A 19808-nucleotide genomic window follows, 5' to 3' on the forward strand; every position below is an offset into this window, starting at 1 on the left:
TTACGCCGCAAGAAAAACGGAGTTTAATTGTCATATTTCAATGCGCGCGCCAAGACCGATGTTCTATTTTTACCAAAATCGTTCAATAGCTTCCGCAATAAACACACAACGGTAATGTGATCGGATTATATTGCACTTATATGTATCGGTGTGACAGAGTGAATGCACCCTTCGGGGAGAATGCGAGAAAGAGCCTGCCGTGAGTAACATTGACAGCCGTAAGCCCAGTGGCGAACCGAGATGGCTTGGTCCCGCCAGCCCGACGCGGATCGCCCTGATCCCGCCCATCTCGGCTGCGCGCTGGCTTCTCGTTCTCGTCGCCCTTGCCGGCATTTATTTCTTCCACGGCTTTCTCGTCCCCGTTCTCGCCGCTCTCGTCATCGGTTTCGCCAGCTGGCCGGTTTATACCCGGCTTCTGCGGCAGGTGGGCGGCAACACCACGCTCGGCGCCACCATCGCCATCATCCTCATCCTCGCCTTCCTCGTGGTGCCGATCTTCATCGCCGCCTCCTATACGGCAAGCGAAATCCGCGAATGGTTCGGCTGGGCGGTGCATGTCAACAAGACCGGCGCCCCCGTGCCGGACTGGATCGCGGCGCTGCCCGCCGTCGGCCCCTGGCTCGGCGAACAATGGGTGAAATATATCGGCACCCCGGGCGCCATCGGCGAACTCATCCAGCTCGTCAGCGGCGCCAATATCGGCAATATCTACCGGGCGATCCTCGCCGCCGGCAACGGCGCGTTCCACCTGGTGCTGACCCTGCTGTTCATGCTGATCGCGCTGTTCTTTGTCTACCGCAACGGCGCGGGCTTCACCCGGCAGGTCGATCTGGTCGGCGAACGCATCCTGCCGACGCGGTGGGAACGCATTTCCCGCGTCGTGCCCGCCACCATCAGCTCCACGGTCACAGGCATGACGCTGATCGCCATCGGCGAAGGCATCATCCTCGGCATCGCCTACTGGATCGCCGGCGTGCCCTCGCCCGTCACGCTCGGCGTGCTCACCGGCGTCATGGCGCTCATTCCAGGCGGTGCGCCGCTCTCCTTTACGCTGGTGTCGATCTATCTGGTCGCCAGCGGCTCGCCCGCCCACGGGCTGGCGCTGTTCGTCTGGGGTTCGGTGGAACTCTTCATCGTCGACAAGACCATTCGCCCGAAACTCGTCGGCGGGCCGATCAAGCTGCCCTTCCTGCCCACCTTTTTCGGCCTCGTCGGCGGCGTCAAGACCATGGGCTTCCTTGGCCTCTTCATCGGCCCGGTGCTGATGGCGCTCCTGGTCGCGATCTGGCGCGAATGGGTGCGTGAGGTGGAAATCTCCGCCGCCGCCAGCGCCGAGGCTCCGCCCCCACCGCCCTCGCAGGAAGACGCCATTGATGAGGTTGCCGCGCTCGAAGACAATAGCGAGGAAACGACGGCGTTTCGGAAAGCGGCGTTTTGATCGTTGAAGCCTGCGGGCGGACGCCTCGACGCTGGCGCCTATAGATAGTCCTTAAACTGCGCATCCGTCATGCTCGGGCCTGTCCCGGGCATCTGCTACCGATTGATTCTACGATACGTGATTAGCTTCCCGGCACGCGGCCGGGAATGGCGTATAGGATGCGGCAAGGTCGCCGCAAACCCGCGCCCTAGGCTTAAAGCACCTTCTCCATGAACAGGCTGAGCGGATCCGGCCTGTAGGGCGCAAAGGCCTCGATCTCCACAAACCCCGCCTTGCGGTAAAGACCGATCGCCTCCGGCTGGCTGATGCCGGTTTCGAGACGGATGGCGGAAAGGCCAAGCTCGGCGCCGCGCGCGACAAGCGTATCCATGATCAGCTTGCCGATCCGCAATCCCCGCGCCTCGGGATCGACGAACATGCGCTTGATCTCCGCCGTGCCGTCACCCGCCTCCACCAGCGCGCCGCAGCCAACGACGCGGCCATCGTGCCGCGCCACGAAAAACGAGACATTGTCCTGCTCAAGCGCGCCGATATCGACCAGATGATTACTCTCTGCGGGATAAAGCGAGGCCATATAGGCGTTGGAAAGGTCGATGAGGCGCAGAACCGCATCCTGCCGGGGTGTTTCAAGCTTGATTTCGGTGGCCAATGCGATGCCTGCCTTCTCTATAAAATGCGTATTTCGTCGTAATGTCACTGCAATCGGGATAGATGAGTTTCTAGAGCATAAATCCCGACAGAGGCAACACACACCATGAAAACAGCCCTCGTTCTCATGACCTTCCTTGGCTGCGACGACAGCGCCACCGATTGCCATTACCTCGCGACCTCGCAGCAGCGCTGGACGAGCATCGAACTGTGCGACGCCGTGTCGGAAAAGGAGCTGGAGCGTTACGCCAACGCACCTTACCCAGTAGTAGTAGCCGTGTGCCAGACACCGGGCGAACAGCCCCCGCAGACGGCCGGCGCGCAGCCTCCCGCCTCGGCACCGGCCACGGCACCGCAGGCAACGGCGACTGTTACGCCGAAGGAGGAGGAAAGCCTCACCAAACAGGCAATCAGCCGCGTCAGCCGTATCCTGCCTTCCACCGAAGGCATAAAGCACCTTTGGGGACACCGGTGAGGATGGTTGAAAACAGCTATTCATGGATCGCCAAGCGGTTCGATAAGTGAGGCAATTGGGGAAAAGCGGGACGGCTTTCTTTGCCGATACTAGGTAGAGATTTCCTCTGACAGCAAAGCCCCCACTTCCCTCATTCCTGTGCTTGTCACAGGAATTACGGTGAGAGGATGCACCCGCGGAATACACGGACGTTACGCTGCCTCAACCGTCAGCGCTTCCGCATAATACCGCGCCTTCTGCCGCTCTTCGGCGATGGAGAGCTTGCGCACGGCATGCAGCAGTTCGAACAGCGTTTCGGAACCGTTGACGTCGCGGAAATGCGCCAGCAGTTCCGCCGAGACGGAGGCCGCCACATCAGAGAGCTGCGAGCGGGCGGCACGGCGCCACATCAGCGTCGCCTCGATGAAGACGTCGACAACATCGCCGAAAAGACCGACCGACTGGAACAGCGCCTTTAAGGCATGCGGCCGCCCCGTCGCCAGAATGGCGCGCACCTTGCGGTCATCGAGACCGGAGAGATTGACCATGGCCGCCGTGAAGAATTCCAGCCGGCCCGAACAGACGGCATGGATGAGCAGCGCCGGCGTCAGCTCCAGCCGCTGGCGCAGATGCTCCACCAGCGCCGGCAACTCCGGTGAGGAAACGCTGGCGGCGATAAGGATAGTGGCGGAATCTTCCGCCTCGCGGAAAAGACTGTCGGCTCGGTTGCGCGCGATCATTGCGTGAACCAGCGCGGAGCCTGCGAGAGCTTCGCTGATGCGGCCCATCAACAGGTGACGCGCATCGGCGGGCAGCGCCTCGCGGCGAAGCAGGAGGTCGCGAATATCGGCGTCCGAACCATGACGCTCGGCAATGCGCCTGAGCGACAACGGCGTGATGAAGGCATCGTCGTTTTCGAGCAGGATGATGGTTTCCGGCAGGTCGCCCACTTCGGCAAGCGCTGCGCAGACACCGCGCGGCAGGCCCGGCCTTGCGGCGATGAGGGAGCGCGTCAGGCTTTCTCCACGCCCGGTGAGATCGACCAGATCGGCCTCGCCGAGAACCGGCGAACGGGCAATGACGGTGCAGGCAATTTCGGGCTGGTCTTCGGCGAGTGAAACGAGAATGGCGCGCGGTGCGTCATGGGCATCCGCCAGCGCTTCGGCAAGCGCCAGTCGCACACGCGGCGAAGGATCGTCGAGCAGGTAGGTCATCGCCATATAGGCGGCATCGCGGTTCTCGCGCGCCATGTCGGACTGAAGATAGGCACGGCCGAGAGCATTGGCGGCCTTCGCCCGCTCGGTCGAGCCAGCCTTTTCAGACCAGCGAAGAAATGCCTGTACGATCACCTGAGCCTCGAAAACATTCGCAACAATGCATGGCGGCATCATCGCCGCCACCATGTATAAAACTCTAGGCGCAAATGGTTTACGTTTGGTTCACCATAAAAATTAACCGTAGCCGAAGAAGGATTATATTTACGGCGCAGTAGAGGGGCGCTGCAGCTGGAATACATCGCTGCCGCCATCGCAGTAATCCATATAGCCCATGCGCGCCACGGGTCGCGACAGCCCCATATCGATGCGCCCGTCGCGAATGATCGTTTCATCGATATGAATCGCAATGACCTGTCCGATCACCATCCACGAATCCGCCGGCTGGCCGTCGACGTCCTTAAGCTGCTGTATCTGGGTCACGCGGCACTCCAGAACCGCCAGCGCCTCGCCCACGAAAGGCGCATCCACCACCCGCCCATCGACGGCGGTGAGACCGGCAAGCTGGAACTCGTCGACATCATAGCCAACGGGTGCAGAAGACGCATTCATCCGGTCCACCAGATGGCGGCTGACGAGATTGGCGGTGAAGACGCCGGTTTCCTCGACATTGCGCAGGCTGTCCTTCCTGCCGCTGGAGGAGAACATCACAAGCTTTGGCCGGTCTGAAATCGCATTGAAGAAGGAATAGGGCGAGAGGTTGAGGGAACCGTCCCTGCCCTTCGAGCCGATCCAGCCGATCGGGCGCGGTGCGACGATGGCCTTGAACGGATCATGCGGCAGGCCGTGCTGGTTGGTGTCCGTGGTGTAGAACATCAAACGTCCCCGACCCAGGTGACGACATCGGCAAGCTCCGGCCGCGGCCGCTCCACCGGTGGGAATGTCGTCGAGCCGATATGAATGAACCCGGCCACCTTCTCTTCCGCGCCGACCTCGATTTCCGCGAGAAATGCGGAATCGAAAGCAAACCATTCGGTCAGCCAGTTCGCTGCAAAACCGCTGGCATTGGCGGCGAAGATGAGGTTGAGGCACACAGCACCGGCGGACATGACCTGTTCCCATTCCGGAATCTTGAAATGCGGCTTTGCGGTGCTGATGACGGCGATAACGACGGGCGCGCGGGTGAAACGCGTGCGTTCCGCTTCCTGCTGCTGCAGGTCCAGTTCCGGGTTCTTTTCAAGCGCGATCCTCAGCGCCGTCTCACCGAGACGCACGCGCTCCTCGCCGCGATAGACGACGAAGCGCCAGGGGGCGAGCTTGCCATGGTCAGGCACGCGCACGGCAAGGCGCAGGATGTCCTCGATTTGCCCCTTCGAAGGCCCCGGCTCGGCAAGTTGCAGGGCCGGCGTGGAACGGCGAACCTTGAGATAATCGAGGAGCTTGATATCATTTGTCATGATCAAAAATCTTCCATTCTGCTGTCATCGCAAAAACATGGGCCTTGAAATAGCCACGGCATTGGTTTTGAAGTGATCCGGGAAAATCAAGAAGTCAATCGGTATCGAAAATGTCGGCAATCAAAATCGCGGCACGTCTGACCATTGCATGTGCCGTGCTTGGCCTTTTATCGCAAGCCGCTTTTTCGCAGGATGCCTTCAAAGACTTCAAGCAGCTCGGCGGCACGCCGAAAATGCCGAAGCTTAACGCTTTCACCGCCCCTTCCGCACCCAACGCCCCGGAAAGCACCGCCCGCGATATCAACATGGAAGCCAAGCTGACCAGCGAAGGCGAAGCGGTGAAGGAAGGCCTGTCCTGGCGCGTCTTCAGCCCCATTCCCGGCGCTGACGGCAAGTTGCCGATGCTGGCAAGCTCGGAAGGCGGCTCGGCGGAATTCCATCTGGTGCCGGGCGAATATTTCGTCAACGTGGCGTTCGGCCGTGCGGGCGTCACCAAGAAACTCAATGTCCCAACCTCCGGCAATGTGCAGAAACAGGTGCTGATTCTCGATGCCGGCGGCTTCGTGCTGAATGCGGTTGCGGGTTCCGACAAGCAGATTTCCGGCAACCAGCTCAAATTTTCCGTCTATTCGTCAGATGCCCGCCCCGATGGCGAGCGCGGCCTCGTCATGGCCGATATCAAGCCCAACACCATCGTGCGCCTGAATGCCGGCACCTATCACGTGGTTTCCGAATATGGCAACGTCAACGCGGTGGTGCGCGCCGACATCCAGGTGGAAGCCGGCAAGCTGACGGAAGCGACGCTCCAGCATCAGGCGGCGCAGATCACCCTCAAACTCGTTTCCGAAGAGGGCGGCGAAGCCATTGCCGATACGGCCTGGTCCGTGCTGAACGGCGGCGGCGACGTGGTGAACGAAAGCGTCAGCGCTTTTTCGACCATGGTGCTGGCGGAAGGCGAATATACCGCCATCGCCCGCAACAAGGACAAGGTCTTCCAGCGCAACTTCAAAGTAACCTCCGGCCGGGATTCGGACGTGGAAGTGCTGATGAAGGATCAGGCGCCGGAAGATATGACCGGGGATTTCGAGTAGGCGTCACAACAGCCACGGCGCCTTTTGGGTCTTTTCCCTGCCTTATGTACGGCGTCATCCTTGGGCTTGTCCCAAGGATCTAATCACGTCCAATTCAATCGAGACGTTGCAGATGCTCGGGACAGGCCCGAGCATGACGGAAGAGAGCTTTCAGGACTTCGCTCGCAAACAAAAACGGCCCCCGAAGGGGCCGTAACTGTTATCACGCAACCTGCTTCTTCGCCGCGAGCTTGCGCTTCACATCCGGCGGCGTCGCCTCGTCCACGAGGCTCGTAATCGCATCTTCCAGCGACATCGGCGTCTGGTTCTGCGAACCGAGACGGCGGATGTTGACGGTGCGCTCTTCCGCCTCTTTCCGTCCGCAGACGATGATGACCGGAACCTTGGTCACCGAATGCTCGCGGATCTTGTAGTTGATCTTCTCGTTGCGGAAATCGGTCTCGACCGCCATGCCCGCCTCGCGCAGCGCTTCGGCAACCTCACGGCCGTAATCATCGGCATCAGAGGTGATCGTCGCGACCACGACCTGAAGCGGCGCAAACCACAGCGGCATATGGCCGGCGAAGTTCTCGATGAGAATGCCGAGGAAGCGCTCCATCGAGCCGCAGATGGCGCGGTGGATCATCACCGGCTGCGTCTTTTCGGAGTTCTGGTCGATATAGAAGGCGCCGAAGCGTTCCGGCAGATTGAAGTCCACCTGCGTCGTGCCGCACTGCCATTCACGGCCGATGGCGTCCTTCAGCGTATATTCGAACTTCGGCCCGTAGAACGCGCCCTCGCCCGGCAGAATGCCGGTCTTGATGCGGCCTTCGGACTGCTCCTCGATGGTCTTCAGAACATCCATCATCACGCTTTCGGCGCGATCCCAGAGATCGTCGGAACCGACGCGCTTTTCCGGGCGCGTGGAGAGCTTGACGACGACTTCGCTGAAACCGAAATCCTCGTAGACGGAGAGGATCAGGTCGTTGATGCGCAGGCATTCCGCAGCCATCTGCTCTTCCGTGCAGAAGACATGCGCATCGTCCTGCGTAAAGCCGCGAACGCGCATCAGGCCGTGCAGAGCGCCGGAAGCCTCATAACGATGCACGGTACCGAATTCCGCAAGGCGGACGGGCATTTCGCGGTAAGACTTCAAGCCATGCTTGAAGATCTGTACGTGACCCGGGCAGTTCATCGGCTTCAAGGCGAAAACGCGCTGATCGGCTTCCTCGTCATCGGGATGGGTGAAGGCATGGGCGGATTTCACCGCGAACATGTTTTCCTGATACCAGCCCCAGTGACCGGAGGTTTCCCACAGCGACTTGTCCAGCACCTGCGGCGCATTGACTTCCTGATAGGTATTGGCGAGCCGGCGGCGCATATAGGCCGTCAGCGTCTGGAACATGCGCCAGCCCTTGCCGTGCCAGAACACGACGCCCGGGCCTTCTTCCTGGAAATGGAACAGGTCCATTTCGCGGCCGAGACGGCGGTGATCGCGCTTTTCGGCTTCCGCCAGCACGTGGAGGTAATTGTCCAGCTCTTCCTGCGTCGCCCAGGCGGTGCCATAGATGCGCGACAGCATCGCATTGTTGCTGTCACCGCGCCAATAGGCCCCGGCCACCTTCATCAGCTTGAAGGCCATGCCGATCTGCCCCGTGGAGGCCATATGCGGACCACGGCAGAGATCGAACCAGTCGCCCTGATAATAGATCTTCAGGTCCTGACCTTCCGGAATGGCGTCGACAAGCTCGACCTTGTAGTTCTCGCCCTTGGCGGCGAAAACTTGCCTGGCCTTCTCGCGCGACCAGACCTCACGGGTAAACGGCTTGTTGCGCAGAATGATTTCCTTCATGCGCTTTTCGATCTTCGGCAGATCTTCCGGCGTGAAGGGTTCGTTCTTGGCGAAGTCGTAATAGAAGCCGTTTTCGATGACGGGGCCGATCGTCACCTGCGTGCCGGGCCAAAGCTCCTGCACGGCTTCAGCCATGACGTGAGCGGCATCGTGGCGGATGAGTTCCAGCGCACGCCCGTCTTCACGCGTGACGATCTCGATTTTGCCATCGGTGATGGTCTCGGACAAATCGCGCACGGTGCCATCAAGCGCAATAGCGACAGCCTTCTTGGCAAGCGATTTGGAAATGGATTCGGCGACCTCGCGGCCGGTCGTACCGGCGGGGTAGCTGCGCACGGATCCATCGGGAAATGTAAGGGAAACAGCTTCAGACATTGTCTAATCTCCTGTCCAGTCCCGCCAACGAATGCGGGTGGTGTTGGAATAATGATTTGCCCGCGACAAGCGGACAGGCAGGCTGATAAAGGCTTTTGCCATTGCAGTCAAAGGCGAAGGACAGCTCAGCGAAGCATTTGCGCGAGACCATTGACCGTATTGGCGTTGCGGGTCGTGCCGATACCGAGCCTTTTGGTGGTCAGCACGGACAGCAGCCTGCTCTCGCTCGGCTTGCCGCCAAAATCGATCCATAGATCGCCGCCGGCAAGCGCGATCTTTTCCCTCTCGCGGTATTTCTCCAGCAATTCGAGGACGCCGTTGTCCAGCGGCGCCCGCATCACCCGAACGCAGACATCCGGCGGATTGCCCTGGACGAAAGGATTGTCCGCCGCCAGTTTCAGCCAGTCGCTCCCCGAACGAACGAGAATATCGACATGCTTGCCGAAGCGGTCTTCGAAGGCGCGCTCCAGCCTGTCCTCAATCTCACGAACAGGTGCCGCCCCGGCGCGAAAAACCAGATTTCCAGTCGCGACCAGCGTTCTGCATTCGGCAAATCCCAGTTCTTCCGCCATTGCCCGCAGATCGGCCATGACGAGCCGCTTGCCCGCGCCGAGCACGATGCTGTGCAGCAGGGCCACATAGTCATTCATCGATGCAGGCTCCAGTAACGCCACGGCATCCACCAGCGCCTGCCGCCATCGAGCACTTCCGGCACCGGGTCCAGCCCGCTGGTGCCGCCCGGCCCGCAGCGCGCGACGCGAAACAGCGTCATCCATCCGCCGGCCCAAAGCCCGTGTCGGGCAATGGCTTCGTAGCCATATTCGGAACAGGTGGGGATATGGCGGCAGGAATTTCCGATGAAGCCGGAAAGCGTCAGCTGATAAAGCCGGATGAAACCGACGCCCAGAAGCCGCCCCGGAGTTTTGGCGAAGCTGCCCGTCCAGTTACGGGATCGGCCGGCTTTTTCCGCCGTCTGCTGGTGCCGGCAGCCCGGTTCGCCGCACATCGCCTAACCTGCGGCGTTGAGAGCCGGCCGCCCCTCGATCTGGTCGAGCGCATCGACCACCGCTTCGAAGGTCAGCATGGTGGAAGCGTGGCGGGCCTTGAAATCGCGGACGGGCTGAAGCACCCGCATATCCTCGAAACGGCCCGTCGGCCCCTCGCCGTCCTGTTTCAGCATGGCGAGCATGTCTTCCCGCGCCTGCCGGATTTCGCCGCTGGAAGCCCCGAGGATGTGGTGCGCCATGATGGAGGCGGAGGCCTGGCCGAGCGCGCAGGCGCGAACCTCATGCGAAAACGCGGTCACGATGCCGCCTTCGACCTTCAGATAGACCTTGAGCTTGGAGCCGCACAGCCGGGAGTGTTTCTCGGCGCTGGCGTCGGCATCCTCAAGAACGCCGATGAGCGGAATATTCCCGGCAAAGTCCAGAATGCGATTATTGTAGATATCGTCCATCGTCGGTGCCCGGCGCGCTCAAGATTGCCCAAAAACAGGACAGGTCAAATTTTTCAAACACAGCGTTTGTCGCAGTGAAGCTTTCCTGCCCTTCATTCTCATTATATGCTAACGAGCTTTCTGGACATCAAGCCGTGATGAAATTAACGGCTCCGATACCGAAATAACAGCATCGGTCTTGCCAAAATGCTGTAAAACAACCAGATAGCAGCAACTGCGAACAAGAGTTCGCGATGAAAAACGAATTCAGGTGCGGCCTTTACCCGCATCGGGAGAGACGGAATGGATGCGATCGTGAAGAATTTCCCCGGCGCTGGCGCAAAACCCGACGTGGCAGAAGCTCGCCCAAGCCAGGCCGAAGCGGAAGAAGCAGTGCGCGTTCTTCTGCGCTGGGCAGGAGAAAATCCCGCCCGCGAAGGACTTCTGGATACGCCGAAGCGCGTCGCCAAGGCCTATCGCGAGCTTTTTGCCGGTTATGAGCTGAACGTTCAGGACGTGCTCGGCACGACCTTCGAGGAAGTCGGCGGTTATGACGATGTTGTGCTGGTGCGCGACATCCCCTTCTTCTCCCATTGCGAACACCATATGGTGCCGATCGTCGGCAAGGCGCATGTCGCCTATCTTCCGGCCGGCCGCGTGCTCGGCCTGTCGAAGATCGCCCGCGTCGTCGAAATCTTCGGCCGCCGCCTGCAGACGCAGGAAAACATGACCGCGCAGATCGCCAGATCGATCGAGGAAACCCTGAAACCGCGCGGCGTGGCCGTCATGATCGACGCTGAACATATGTGCATGTCCATGCGCGGCGTAAACAAGCAGGGGTCGACGACACTGACCACCAGCTTCACCGGCACGTTTAAGAACGATCCGGCCGAACAGGTGCGCTTCATGACCATGGTGCGGAACCGCTAGGCGCCGGACCGAAGGCCGTAACGCGGTTTTCGGAAAATCCGATGCGCAAGAAAATCCCGAGTGGCGGAAACGATTCCGTTTATCCGCCGCTCCAATCGTTCCGCCAGTTGATTTTCCGGGGTTACCATGTCCATTCCCTTTCCATCCGCCCCTGCGGATAAGGAAGTGCTCGAAAACGCAGGTCTTTTTTCGCCGAAATTCGATGCTCACGGCCTCGTCACCGCCGTTGTCACCGATGCCCGTGACGGCGAGTTGCTGATGGTCGCCCATATGAATGCGCAAGCCCTGTCGCTGACGCTGGAGACCGGCATCGCCCACTATTACAGCCGTTCGCGCGACAAGATCTGGAAGAAGGGCGAAACGTCGGGCAATCTGCAGACGGTGAAGGAATTCCGCACCGATTGCGATCAGGACGCCGTATGGCTGAAGGTCTCCGTCGCCGGCCATGACGCGACCTGCCACACCGGTCGCCGCTCCTGTTTTTATCGCACGGTCGAACTCTCCGAGGGCCAGGCGGTGACGAAGATCACCGACGATACCCGCCATTTCGATCCGGCGACCACCTATTCCGCAACTTGAACGGCCACCTTCCATCGGCCGCACCAATTTGCTACCAATATAGCGGGTTCCGGGGATAGGACGGAGCCTGACGGAACTGGCAGGGAGTGCGGTCATGTTGGGATGGGGAAATCGTCACAATCATCTTGCGGCAGGAAATCCCGAAGCCACCGGCAATGAGCCGCCCGTCACCCAGATCGTCGACAAACACCGGATAGCGCTCGCCCTGGGCGGCGGTGCGGCCCGCGGCTGGGCCCATATCGGCGTTCTGCGGGCGCTGGATGAGGCCGGCGTGAAGATCGGCATGATCGCCGGCACCTCGATCGGCGCACTGGTGGGCGGTTGTTATCTCGCCGGCAAGCTCGATGAGCTGGAGGAATTCGCCCGTTCGCTGACGATGCGCCGCATTGCCGGTCTGCTCGATCTGACAATCGGCGGCGGCGGCTTTTGGCGGCATGCGGCTGACAAAGCGCATGCAGGAGCATCTCGAAGGTCTGCGCGTCGAAGATCTCGACCATCCCTTCATTGCCGTCGCCACGGAGCTGCGCACCGGCCACGAAGTGTGGATTCATCAGGGCGACCTCGTCACCGCGCTCCGTTCATCCTATGCCCTGCCCGGCATTTTCGAACCCGTGCAGTGCAACGGCCGCACGCTGATTGACGGCGCGCTCGTCAATCCCGTGCCGGTTTCCGTCTGCCGCGCCTATGAGCAGGCGCTGGTCGTCGCGGTCAATCTGAATTACGACCTCTTCGGCCGCTCCGCCGTGGTCAAGCACGCCGCCTCGCCATCGCATGGCGGCGTAGCACCGGCTGTGGAAAGCCCGCCGCGTCCCGGCCTGCCGGGCGTCATGGTGCAGGCCTTCAACATCATCCAGGACCGGATTTCACGCTCGCGCCTAGCGGGCGATCCTCCCGACCTGATGATGCACCCACGCATCAACGATATCGGCCTCTCGGAATTCCATCGCGCCAGCGAAGCCATCGACCGGGGATATGAGGAAACACGTTCCCGCATTCCGGAACTTGAGCGCATGCAGCAGGCGTTCCGGCGCTAGCGCCCTGCTTTAAGCACGAAACGGATAGATGAAACGCCCAGCCGTGGTGAGACCATGTATTGGTATATCTCAATCCTGCCCCCGACCGACGAAAACACACTGTGCGACACGAATCGATTGATCGGGTTTCTGGAAGAACAACCTGAACTCAAACGGACAAACGATGTCACCTTTGCGTCGGCGGAGGGGCAGCCGTGGATCGACATCACCATCGTGAAAGGAACGGCCGATGGCAACTGGTCAAGCAGCGGCGAATTGATTTCACAGTTCAATCGGGTTGAAATCGTCTGCGCCGATCATCCACAGCGAGACTTCTACGTGGAAATATCCACCAAAATAGCCGACTTTCTTCAATGGCGATACGTGACGGAAGGCGATGTATGAGTCCCGGCCCGAGACTGAAGCTTTTCCAGCCATTGCACGCCGGGACGCAGGATCATCCGGCAATATAGGCCTTGATGTGCTCCGCTTCGGCTTCGATCTCGCCAATCCGCGCCTTTACCACGTCACCGATGGAAATGATGCCGGCAAGGCGGCCGTTCTCTTCAACCGGCACATGCCTGAAGCGCCCGCCCGTCATGATTTCCATCAACTCATCGGTGGTGGAATTGTGATGACAGCGAATGACATTCTTGGTCATGGCCACCGACACGGATTGCTGGAGGGAAGCGGCACCCTGGCCCGCCACGGCCTTTACGAGATCGCGCTCCGTGAAAATGCCGAGAACGACGCCATCGCCATCGGTCACGACAACGGAACCGATCTTATGCGCGTGCAGCGTTCCCGCCGCCTCGCCGATGCTGACCTCCGGACCGACAGTCACGACGTCACGGCCCTTGCGGTCGAGAAGATCCTTTACGAATGTTGGCATGCCTTCCTCCTCTTTTCAGCGATACGCAGCGCCGCAGTCTCCCCCGGCGGTTGCAAATCAGGGGATATGGTGCGCTGAGGTCGGCATGAATGCAATCCCGGATGGGACGCGCGAAAGCAAATTTGCGCCACGGCCGACAAGGAGCGTGATCGGCTCAGACCAGTCGTCGATCGAAAAGCCCGAAGAACAGGAAACCGAGCAGAAAGCCGAAGACGTGCGCATCCCAGGCAATTTCACCGCCGACATCGCCGAATAGCGGCACGCCGACCGCGATCAGCACATTGCCGAACAGCCACATCAGCGTGAAGATCAGCACGGTGCGGTTGGAAAGCGCCCCAAGAATGCTCTGCCGCGGCATCATATGGCCGAAGGAGGCGCTATATCCGCCACGTGCCGGGAAAGCGAAGCGGCAGGCCGCCCCCATCAGCGCCGAAACGACACCCGACGCCCCGATCAGCACCGTCACATCGCCCCAGTTCAGAGCCGCATGGCCGAAGGCGGAAACGGCGGCGGAAATGCACCATAACAGCACGAAGCGCACTGTTCCGATCCGGCGCAGAACCGGCGCGCCGAAGGCCATCAGCCACAACCCGTTAAAGAGAATGTGCTCGATGCCGCCATGCAGGAAAGAATAGGTCACCGGCGTCCAGAGCCATTCCAGCCCCTGCTGGGAAAACGGCACCGCATAACGCAGCGGAATGAAGCCGAAGGTGAAGATGAACCAGCCATTGCCTTCCTCTGACAGAAGATAGGCGGGAACCACATAAGCGACGATCAGCGCAGCCAGAATGCCGACAAGCAGCGACGGCAGGTTGAAGACGGGATTGTTCGTGTCGTCTTTCGGCTCCGGCGTTTCCGAAACCGGCGGCTGTTCGCCGTCCCCGTAGGACATGATCCCATCCCTGTCTTGGTCGAATTTTGCGTTCCCCGAGCAATATAGGAAGCCCGAACGAAAAAAAGCCGTCCCGCCTTTGAAGCGCGCGACGCCCAAACCGCAATCGGTCAGGACGCCGGGTCGCGGGCGGTCCGGCTTGCAGGCCCGCAGTAAATGAACAGGCGACGCCATCGAATTGTGCTGACGGAGCTTTCCCCGACATGGCCGCTCCGATGCCACGACCGCCGCCGTCAGGCAATATCAACCCTTTGTTACCCTTAACAAATCCACTTGGCACGAAAATCGCTACACCTCCAGATACAGACGTTCGGATGGACATGATGTCCCAAAAACGAACATGGAGAGATGCTATGAAGAGCATGGCCGGACTGGACATATATGCCTATTGGGATGAACTGCGCGGCAAGCGATCGGCCCCGCGACGCGAGGACATCGATCCCGCAAAGCTGAAACATCACCTTGGCGATCTTTTTATCCTCACGGACAAGGGAGAGAACACCCCGTTCTTCCGCCTTGCCGGTACTCGTCTTTGCGATCTGTTCGGCCGGGAATTGCGGGATCGCCCGTTTTCGGAATTGTGGCAGCCGGCAAATGCCGTCTTCCCCTGCCGCGTCGCGCGCGGCATCCTGCACCACCAGTTGCCCGTGGTCTTCGATGTCGAGGCGGAGGACGGCTATGGCGCGGCACCGCTGGCGTTCGAAATGCTGCTCCTGCCGCTGCGCACCGATCCCGACGCCGCCCCAAGGTTGCTCGGGGCGCTGCTTGCGGAGCGGCCAAGACACGAATTCGCCGCGCCCATCCAGTGCCTGTCCATGAAAAGCAGCCGCCTGCTGCGCCTGGACATCGCGCCGGAAGGGTATCCGCTGAACAAGGGGGCCGAGGATACACCGCGCGCCGAAAGCTGCTGACGGACCTGTTCCAGCGCTCTCCGCCCCTCCGGGAGAGGTCCGGCAGCACCGGAATCTCAAAAAAATACGTCAGAACTGTAACGATATTGCCGATCAGAAAAATTGTAGAGATTAAACAATACAGTCTGTTAACTCGCGCAGGGTAGAAACTTACCGTCATCATTCATTACAATTGCGCTGCCCATGTTTTCGTCCCGTTCGGTCAACACCGCCCAAATCCTGCGTCCGGTTGAGGAAGCTCATCTCGACGACGCCGTCCGTGTGTCCTTCACCGGCCGCCTGATGTTGCCCGACCATGAAGAATACGATTGCACCGCGACCGAGATGACCGCCGAAAGAGCGCAGTTCACCTGCTCGGGCATTGCCCGCCACGGTGACCGCGTCATCGCGTATCTCCAGCATATCGGCCGCATCGAAGGCACGGTGACATCGCTCACCGCATCGGGCTTCCTCATCGCCATCAACGCGCCGGAGCGCAAGCGGGAAAAACTCGCCGCGCAGCTCGCCTGGATCGCCAAGCGTCAATTGCTCGGCCTGCCGGAAGACCGCCGCCACGACCGCCTGACGCCGCGCAATGCGAGAGCTCAGCTCGTTCTGGAAGACGGCGTGCTCGTCGCCTGCCGGCTGATCGACCTTTCTCTGTCGGGCGCGGCAATCGAGATCGAAAACCGGCCGCCGCTCGGAAGCCGGGTCCAGCTCGGCAAGAACATGAGCGGCAAGATCGTGCGCCACTTCATGGAAGGCGTCGCCGTCGAATTCGACCGCGTCCAATCGCCCGACGCACTGATCGAATTTCTCTAAGCAGTTCCACCCGGACACGGCAGGCTTTGCGCCTGCAAGAATGCCTGCGGCATTTTTGGCGCGTCTTGCGCTCGCCCCAATCGCATCATTGCGAAAATTCCCGGATGGAGCCTTGGCAGGCGGTGCCCTGTCTTCGACCATATCGGGTTCACCAGCCGCTCCTGGCGTCAGGTGCTTTATTCTCACTTCTCGCTACCGAACTTCCATTTTCATGCCCTGACGCCTACGGCATGCGGCGGGCTGTCCCGGATCCACCATAGTCGGTAAAGAGGATGGGCGCAGCGGAACATGTTGCACCCTTGGCCAGATCATCAACGGCACGAAAATCGCTCCGCAAAACTTTTTTCCAGAAAAAATGCAGTTTTTTTGAAGTTTTTTTGTCGCTTTTTCCGGCCTGTCCCAGCCTGAAACAGCCATCCCAAAACGGGAAATCCACCTCTTCGTCACGCGCCACAAGCCAGCCGCGCGCAACCACGGACACCGCAGGAGGGGGAAAACCGCTGTCAATACAGCGGTCTAGATGGCTACCAAAAGCCTAAAGCCAGGATGCGTAAAATTGTAATAAAATTTGCTTCAAACACGCATAAAAACTAGTTCGAATACAGTTCAAAACAACGGCTAATTTGCTGAAATTTAAGCTCAAATTGCGCTTCGCAAATTTCCGCCGGGTCAAAATATACCTGCGAATGTCTCCTCACCACGGGGAGACAAGCAATGAACAAGAACAACCGTTTCGTTTTCACTCTGATCGCATTCATCGTCAGCGCCTTCGCGCATCAGGCTAGCGCCTCGCCGGCCGCCGTCATGCGCGTCATCGGCAAGGCCAACCCGCCGATCGGCCACTATGAATTCTGCCAGACCTATCAGAGCGAATGCCAGCCGACCTCGCTGGACAACGGCCCGATGAAGCTGACCGAAGAGCGCTGGAAGACGATGCTCGACGTCAACTACACCGTCAACACCACCATCACGCCGATGACCGACATGGAAATCTATGGCGTCGAAGAACGCTGGGCCTATCCCACCACGGTCGGCGATTGCGAAGACTTCGTGCTCCTGAAGCGCAAGATGCTGATGAACAAAGGCTTCTCCGCTTCGAACCTCTTGATCACCGTGGTTCTGCAGCCGAATGGCGAAGGCCATGCCGTTCTGACCGTCCGCACCGATCGTGGCGATTTCGTTCTCGACAACATGCGCAACAAGGTCATGAACTGGTCGGAAACCGAATATACCTACCTGAAGCGCCAGGACACCGCCAATCCCGGCCGCTGGGTCAAAATTCAGGATGGCCGCGCCACCAATGCGGTCGGCGGCATCAACTAACCGCACGACCGACCCGTCTCCCCCCAAATGAAAAAGCCGGCTCCGCAAGGATGCCGGCTTTTTCATATTCAAATCCGTTAAGCGTCAGAGCAGCCCAAGCTCCGCCAGTTCCCGCCTGAGATCGGAAGGCATGTCCTCGCCGCCCGTGCCGCCGCCGAGATCGCGGGGCGCCTCGTCGTCCTTCAGGTAACGCCAGCCCTGAAACGGGCGCTTCGGCGCAGGTGAGGTTTCGATGACCTCCGGGCCGAGAATGAGATCGCATCGGGAGATACCGTCTTCGCCCTTGAAGGAGCGGATATCGAGAAGTTTCTGCCGCGCCTGAACCTGCCCCTTGATGACCCAGTAGAGCGAACCGCCCTCGAGCAATTCCTCGACACGTTTCGGGATCATGCGGGTGGTGTGGACGCTATGCGGCTCGAGGCCCGCGGCAATTGCAGTCAGAGCACGATGCGCGACCCAGTCTCTCAAGTCCTGGATTGAATCCGCGCCAACGCAAAGTTTGATGAGATGTAAAGGCATGGTTCTATCAATGCCTTTTTGCGGCGGGCGTCAAGCATGGCAACCATGCCTGACGCCCTGCCCGTTCAGCACTCCACAACGTTCACGGCAAGGCCGCCGGTGGAGGTTTCCTTGTATTTCTCGCTCATGTCGTTGCCGGTCTGGCGCATGGTCTCGATACAGGCATCGAGCGGCACGAAATGCTGGCCGTCGCCCTTCAGCGCCAGCGAGGCCGCCGTCACCGCTTTCACCGCGCCCATGGCATTACGTTCGATGCACGGCACCTGCACAAGCCCGGCAATCGGATCGCAGGTCATGCCGAGATGATGCTCGAGCGCGATCTCGGCGGCATTTTCCACCTGTTCCGGCGATCCGCCCATGACCGCGGCAAGGCCTGCCGCCGCCATGGCGGAAGCCGAGCCCACTTCGCCCTGACAGCCCACTTCCGCGCCTGAAATCGAAGCATTGTGCTTGATGATGCCGCCGATGGCGGCCGCCGTCAGCAAAAAGTCGCGCACGTCATCGACGCTCGCATCCTCATGGAAATGCCGGAAATATCTGACGGTGGCCGGAACGACGCCTGCCGCACCGTTGGTCGGCGCAGTCACCACGCGGCCGCCGGCGGCATTTTCCTCGTTCACGGCCATGGCGTAGACGCTCAGCCAGTCATTGGCCATGACCGGGTTCAGCCGGTTGCTGCGCCATTCCGCATTCAGCTTCTCGTAAATGGAGCGGGCGCGGCGGCGCACCTTCAGGCCGCCAGGCATGATGCCGTCCACTTTCAGACCGCGCTCGATGCAGCCGTTCATCGCTTCCCAGATTTGGTCGAGACGCTCGTTCAGCTCCTCGCGGGAAACCACCGTCTCCTCGTTGGCCCGCTTCATCTGGGCGATGGTGCGGCCGGAACGGGCCGCCATATCCAGCATTTCCCGCGCGGTGGCGAAGGGATAAGGCACGCGCGGACCGTTATCGATGGTCTTGCCGCGCTGCTTGATCGCCTCCAGCTCCGTATCGGTCACGACGAAACCGCCGCCGACGGAATAATAGATCCGCTTGATGAGCAGCCTGCCCTGATTGTCGAAGGCGGAAAAGGTCATGCCGTTGGCGTGGCCGGGCAGCGGGTTCTTCTTGTCGAAGACCAGATCTTCGGCCGGGCGGAACACATAGGACGGATGGCCGGGCGGCGTCACGGCGCCGGCCTTTTCCACCGTCTCGATGATGGCGTCCATCGCATCGGGGTCGACGATATCCGGCCGTTCGCCGGTGAGACCGAGGATCACGGCACGCCCGGTACCGTGGCCGATGCCGGTAAAGGCGAGCGAGCCATGCAGACTGACCTTCAGTTGCGCAACGGCCGCGCCTGCCGGCCGCGGCCACTCATCGCTGAGGATCAGCGCCAGAAAGCGGTTGGCTGCCGTCATCGGCCCCATCGTATGGGAGCTCGAAGGACCGATACCGATCTTGAAGACGTCAAAGACCGAAAGAAACATGAAGTTCGCCTTGAATAAGAATGGATTCCACCACCATCATATCCAAAGCCGAAACGGATCGCCACAAAAGAGCGTCAGCGGTTTGCGCAGCTGCGACATAATTGCCTTCAAACGAAAACAGCACGGTTTCCAAAGGAAAACCGCGCCGTTTCAAAACCCGTCATTCAGGAGAGATGCTTATGGGCTGCCAAAAATGTACGTCAATGCGAGAAAAGCGGCAAAGCCTGCAAGTGCGCGCAAGGTGACGCCCCAGCAGGATTTCTGAGCGGTTTCTTCCATGATTACTCCAGCTATTCACTCTCCGGGGGATCTTCAAGACCCGGCCCGTTGAGGCAAGCATTTATTAAAATCCGGCGGCGAAGGCAAATGCAAAAAGCGGCTAAATGAAGGCGTTTTCGACAGGCTGCCATTCGCCCCGTGCATAGGTATGTGAAAAAACAAGGTGTTAGCGTGAGGCCCGCATAAGCGCCATTTTAGGCTTCGCCGCAATTTAGGCTAAAGTGTAACCGTTATTTAAAGCTTTCCTACAAACACCT

22 protein-coding genes and 2 pseudogenes are annotated in these 19808 nt (G+C 60.0%); 11 read left to right on the forward strand and 13 right to left on the reverse strand.

The window, feature by feature from the left end:
• The first annotated feature begins 199 nt into the window (after positions 1–199).
• Entirely contained in the window at positions 200–1438 is a 1239-nt protein-coding gene (locus tag O3W47_RS24465) for an AI-2E family transporter (protein ID WP_137003645.1), read from the forward strand.
• A 193-nt stretch (positions 1439–1631) separates the two neighbouring features.
• On the opposite strand, the gene O3W47_RS24470 is transcribed toward O3W47_RS24465, so the two are convergent.
• Entirely contained in the window at positions 1632–2087 is a 456-nt protein-coding gene (locus tag O3W47_RS24470; RefSeq protein ID WP_127756945.1) for a GNAT family N-acetyltransferase, read from the reverse strand.
• Positions 2088–2192: 105 nt separating this feature from the next.
• On the opposite strand from O3W47_RS24470, the pseudogene O3W47_RS24475 reads away from it, so the two are divergent.
• Positions 2193–2611 (forward strand): annotated as a pseudogene (locus O3W47_RS24475) (hypothetical protein).
• A gap of 141 nt (positions 2612–2752) precedes the next feature.
• Here the strand turns inward: O3W47_RS24475 and O3W47_RS24480 are convergent.
• From O3W47_RS24480 to O3W47_RS24490, 3 genes are all read right to left on the reverse strand, one after another.
• Positions 2753–3943 carry a DUF2336 domain-containing protein gene (locus O3W47_RS24480; protein WP_269314779.1) on the reverse strand — a complete coding sequence of 397 codons (1191 nt, stop codon included), beginning with the start codon at positions 3941–3943 and terminating at the stop codon, positions 2753–2755.
• Positions 3944–4018: 75 nt separating this feature from the next.
• A complete protein-coding gene (locus O3W47_RS24485; protein WP_269314780.1) occupies positions 4019–4630 on the reverse strand; it encodes a flavin reductase family protein in 612 nt (203 codons plus the stop codon).
• A complete protein-coding gene (locus O3W47_RS24490) occupies positions 4630–5211 on the reverse strand; it encodes a nitroreductase family protein (RefSeq protein WP_059760236.1) in 582 nt (193 codons plus the stop codon). The genes O3W47_RS24485 and O3W47_RS24490 overlap by 1 nt, the downstream gene beginning before the upstream one ends.
• A 110-nt stretch (positions 5212–5321) precedes the next feature.
• Here O3W47_RS24490 and O3W47_RS24495 point away from each other — a divergent pair, with 110 nt between their 5' ends.
• Positions 5322–6302 carry a hypothetical protein gene (locus tag O3W47_RS24495; RefSeq protein ID WP_080816849.1) on the forward strand — a complete coding sequence of 327 codons (981 nt, stop codon included), beginning with the start codon at positions 5322–5324 and terminating at the stop codon, positions 6300–6302.
• Between the two features lie 202 nt (positions 6303–6504).
• Here O3W47_RS24495 and thrS read toward each other — a convergent pair whose 3' ends face one another.
• From thrS to O3W47_RS24515, 4 genes are all read right to left on the reverse strand, one after another.
• The gene (thrS, locus tag O3W47_RS24500) at positions 6505–8508 is read right to left on the reverse strand and encodes a threonine--tRNA ligase (RefSeq protein ID WP_269314781.1); all 2004 of its coding nucleotides are present in this window, start codon (positions 8506–8508) and stop codon (positions 6505–6507) included.
• A 125-nt stretch (positions 8509–8633) separates the two neighbouring features.
• Entirely contained in the window at positions 8634–9158 is a 525-nt protein-coding gene (locus O3W47_RS24505) for a DUF1697 domain-containing protein (RefSeq protein ID WP_269314782.1), read from the reverse strand.
• Complete coding sequence (yidD, locus tag O3W47_RS24510; RefSeq protein ID WP_080816842.1) at positions 9155–9514, reverse strand: membrane protein insertion efficiency factor YidD; 360 nt, start codon at positions 9512–9514, stop codon at positions 9155–9157. The genes O3W47_RS24505 and yidD overlap by 4 nt, the downstream gene beginning before the upstream one ends.
• Before the next feature lie 3 nt (positions 9515–9517).
• Positions 9518–9964: an iron-sulfur cluster assembly scaffold protein gene (locus tag O3W47_RS24515; protein ID WP_269314783.1), complete on the reverse strand. Its 447-nt coding sequence runs from the start codon at positions 9962–9964 to the stop codon at positions 9518–9520.
• Positions 9965–10246: 282 nt separating this feature from the next.
• On the opposite strand from O3W47_RS24515, the gene folE reads away from it, so the two are divergent.
• The 4 genes and pseudogenes from folE to O3W47_RS24535 all read left to right on the forward strand — a co-directional run bounded on the left by folE (position 10247) and on the right by O3W47_RS24535 (position 12870).
• Complete coding sequence (gene folE / locus O3W47_RS24520) at positions 10247–10873, forward strand: GTP cyclohydrolase I FolE (RefSeq protein WP_003495569.1); 627 nt, start codon at positions 10247–10249, stop codon at positions 10871–10873.
• 126 nt (positions 10874–10999) lie between these two features.
• Positions 11000–11452, forward strand: coding sequence for a phosphoribosyl-AMP cyclohydrolase (gene hisI, locus O3W47_RS24525; RefSeq protein ID WP_269314784.1), 453 nt, complete (start codon positions 11000–11002; stop codon positions 11450–11452).
• 94 nt (positions 11453–11546) lie between these two features.
• A pseudogene (locus tag O3W47_RS24530) lies at positions 11547–12486 on the forward strand (patatin-like phospholipase family protein).
• Between the two features lie 54 nt (positions 12487–12540).
• A complete protein-coding gene (locus O3W47_RS24535) occupies positions 12541–12870 on the forward strand; it encodes a hypothetical protein (RefSeq protein ID WP_137453103.1) in 330 nt (109 codons plus the stop codon).
• Between the two features lie 52 nt (positions 12871–12922).
• Here O3W47_RS24535 and O3W47_RS24540 read toward each other — a convergent pair whose 3' ends face one another.
• Positions 12923–13357: a CBS domain-containing protein gene (locus tag O3W47_RS24540; RefSeq protein WP_080816834.1), complete on the reverse strand. Its 435-nt coding sequence runs from the start codon at positions 13355–13357 to the stop codon at positions 12923–12925.
• Positions 13358–13511: 154 nt separating this feature from the next.
• On the reverse strand, positions 13512–14249 hold the full coding sequence (locus O3W47_RS24545) for a rhomboid family intramembrane serine protease (protein WP_269314785.1): 738 nt from the start codon (positions 14247–14249) through the stop codon (positions 13512–13514).
• A gap of 353 nt (positions 14250–14602) precedes the next feature.
• Here O3W47_RS24545 and O3W47_RS24550 point away from each other — a divergent pair, with 353 nt between their 5' ends.
• On the forward strand, positions 14603–15160 hold the full coding sequence (locus O3W47_RS24550; RefSeq protein WP_162936632.1) for a PAS domain-containing protein: 558 nt from the start codon (positions 14603–14605) through the stop codon (positions 15158–15160).
• A 183-nt stretch (positions 15161–15343) separates the two neighbouring features.
• Positions 15344–15961 carry a PilZ domain-containing protein gene (locus tag O3W47_RS24555; protein WP_003508056.1) on the forward strand — a complete coding sequence of 206 codons (618 nt, stop codon included), beginning with the start codon at positions 15344–15346 and terminating at the stop codon, positions 15959–15961.
• A gap of 223 nt (positions 15962–16184) precedes the next feature.
• Here the strand turns inward: O3W47_RS24555 and O3W47_RS24560 are convergent, their stop codons facing one another.
• Entirely contained in the window at positions 16185–16415 is a 231-nt protein-coding gene (locus tag O3W47_RS24560) for a hypothetical protein (protein WP_269314786.1), read from the reverse strand.
• Between the two features lie 260 nt (positions 16416–16675).
• Between O3W47_RS24560 and O3W47_RS24565 the strand changes: the two genes are divergently transcribed.
• Positions 16676–17284, forward strand: coding sequence for a transglutaminase-like cysteine peptidase (locus tag O3W47_RS24565; protein ID WP_035260634.1), 609 nt, complete (start codon positions 16676–16678; stop codon positions 17282–17284).
• Between the two features lie 84 nt (positions 17285–17368).
• Here the strand turns inward: O3W47_RS24565 and O3W47_RS24570 are convergent, their stop codons facing one another.
• Together O3W47_RS24570 and O3W47_RS24575 are read right to left on the reverse strand one after the other, a co-directional pair.
• Positions 17369–17803 carry a DUF1489 family protein gene (locus O3W47_RS24570; RefSeq protein WP_035260632.1) on the reverse strand — a complete coding sequence of 145 codons (435 nt, stop codon included), beginning with the start codon at positions 17801–17803 and terminating at the stop codon, positions 17369–17371.
• A gap of 65 nt (positions 17804–17868) precedes the next feature.
• Positions 17869–19272 (reverse strand): L-serine ammonia-lyase, encoded by a 1404-nt coding sequence (locus O3W47_RS24575; protein WP_059760254.1) that lies wholly within the window; start codon positions 19270–19272, stop codon positions 17869–17871.
• On the opposite strand from O3W47_RS24575, the gene O3W47_RS24580 reads away from it, so the two are divergent.
• On the forward strand, positions 19271–19537 hold the full coding sequence (locus tag O3W47_RS24580) for a hypothetical protein (protein WP_162935857.1): 267 nt from the start codon (positions 19271–19273) through the stop codon (positions 19535–19537). The genes O3W47_RS24575 and O3W47_RS24580 overlap by 2 nt on opposite strands.
• The last annotated feature ends 271 nt before the right edge of the window (positions 19538–19808 follow it).

The sequence above is a fragment of the Agrobacterium sp. LMR679 genome (genome assembly GCF_027157905.1).
Classification (GTDB): domain Bacteria; phylum Pseudomonadota; class Alphaproteobacteria; order Rhizobiales; family Rhizobiaceae; genus Agrobacterium; species Agrobacterium leguminum.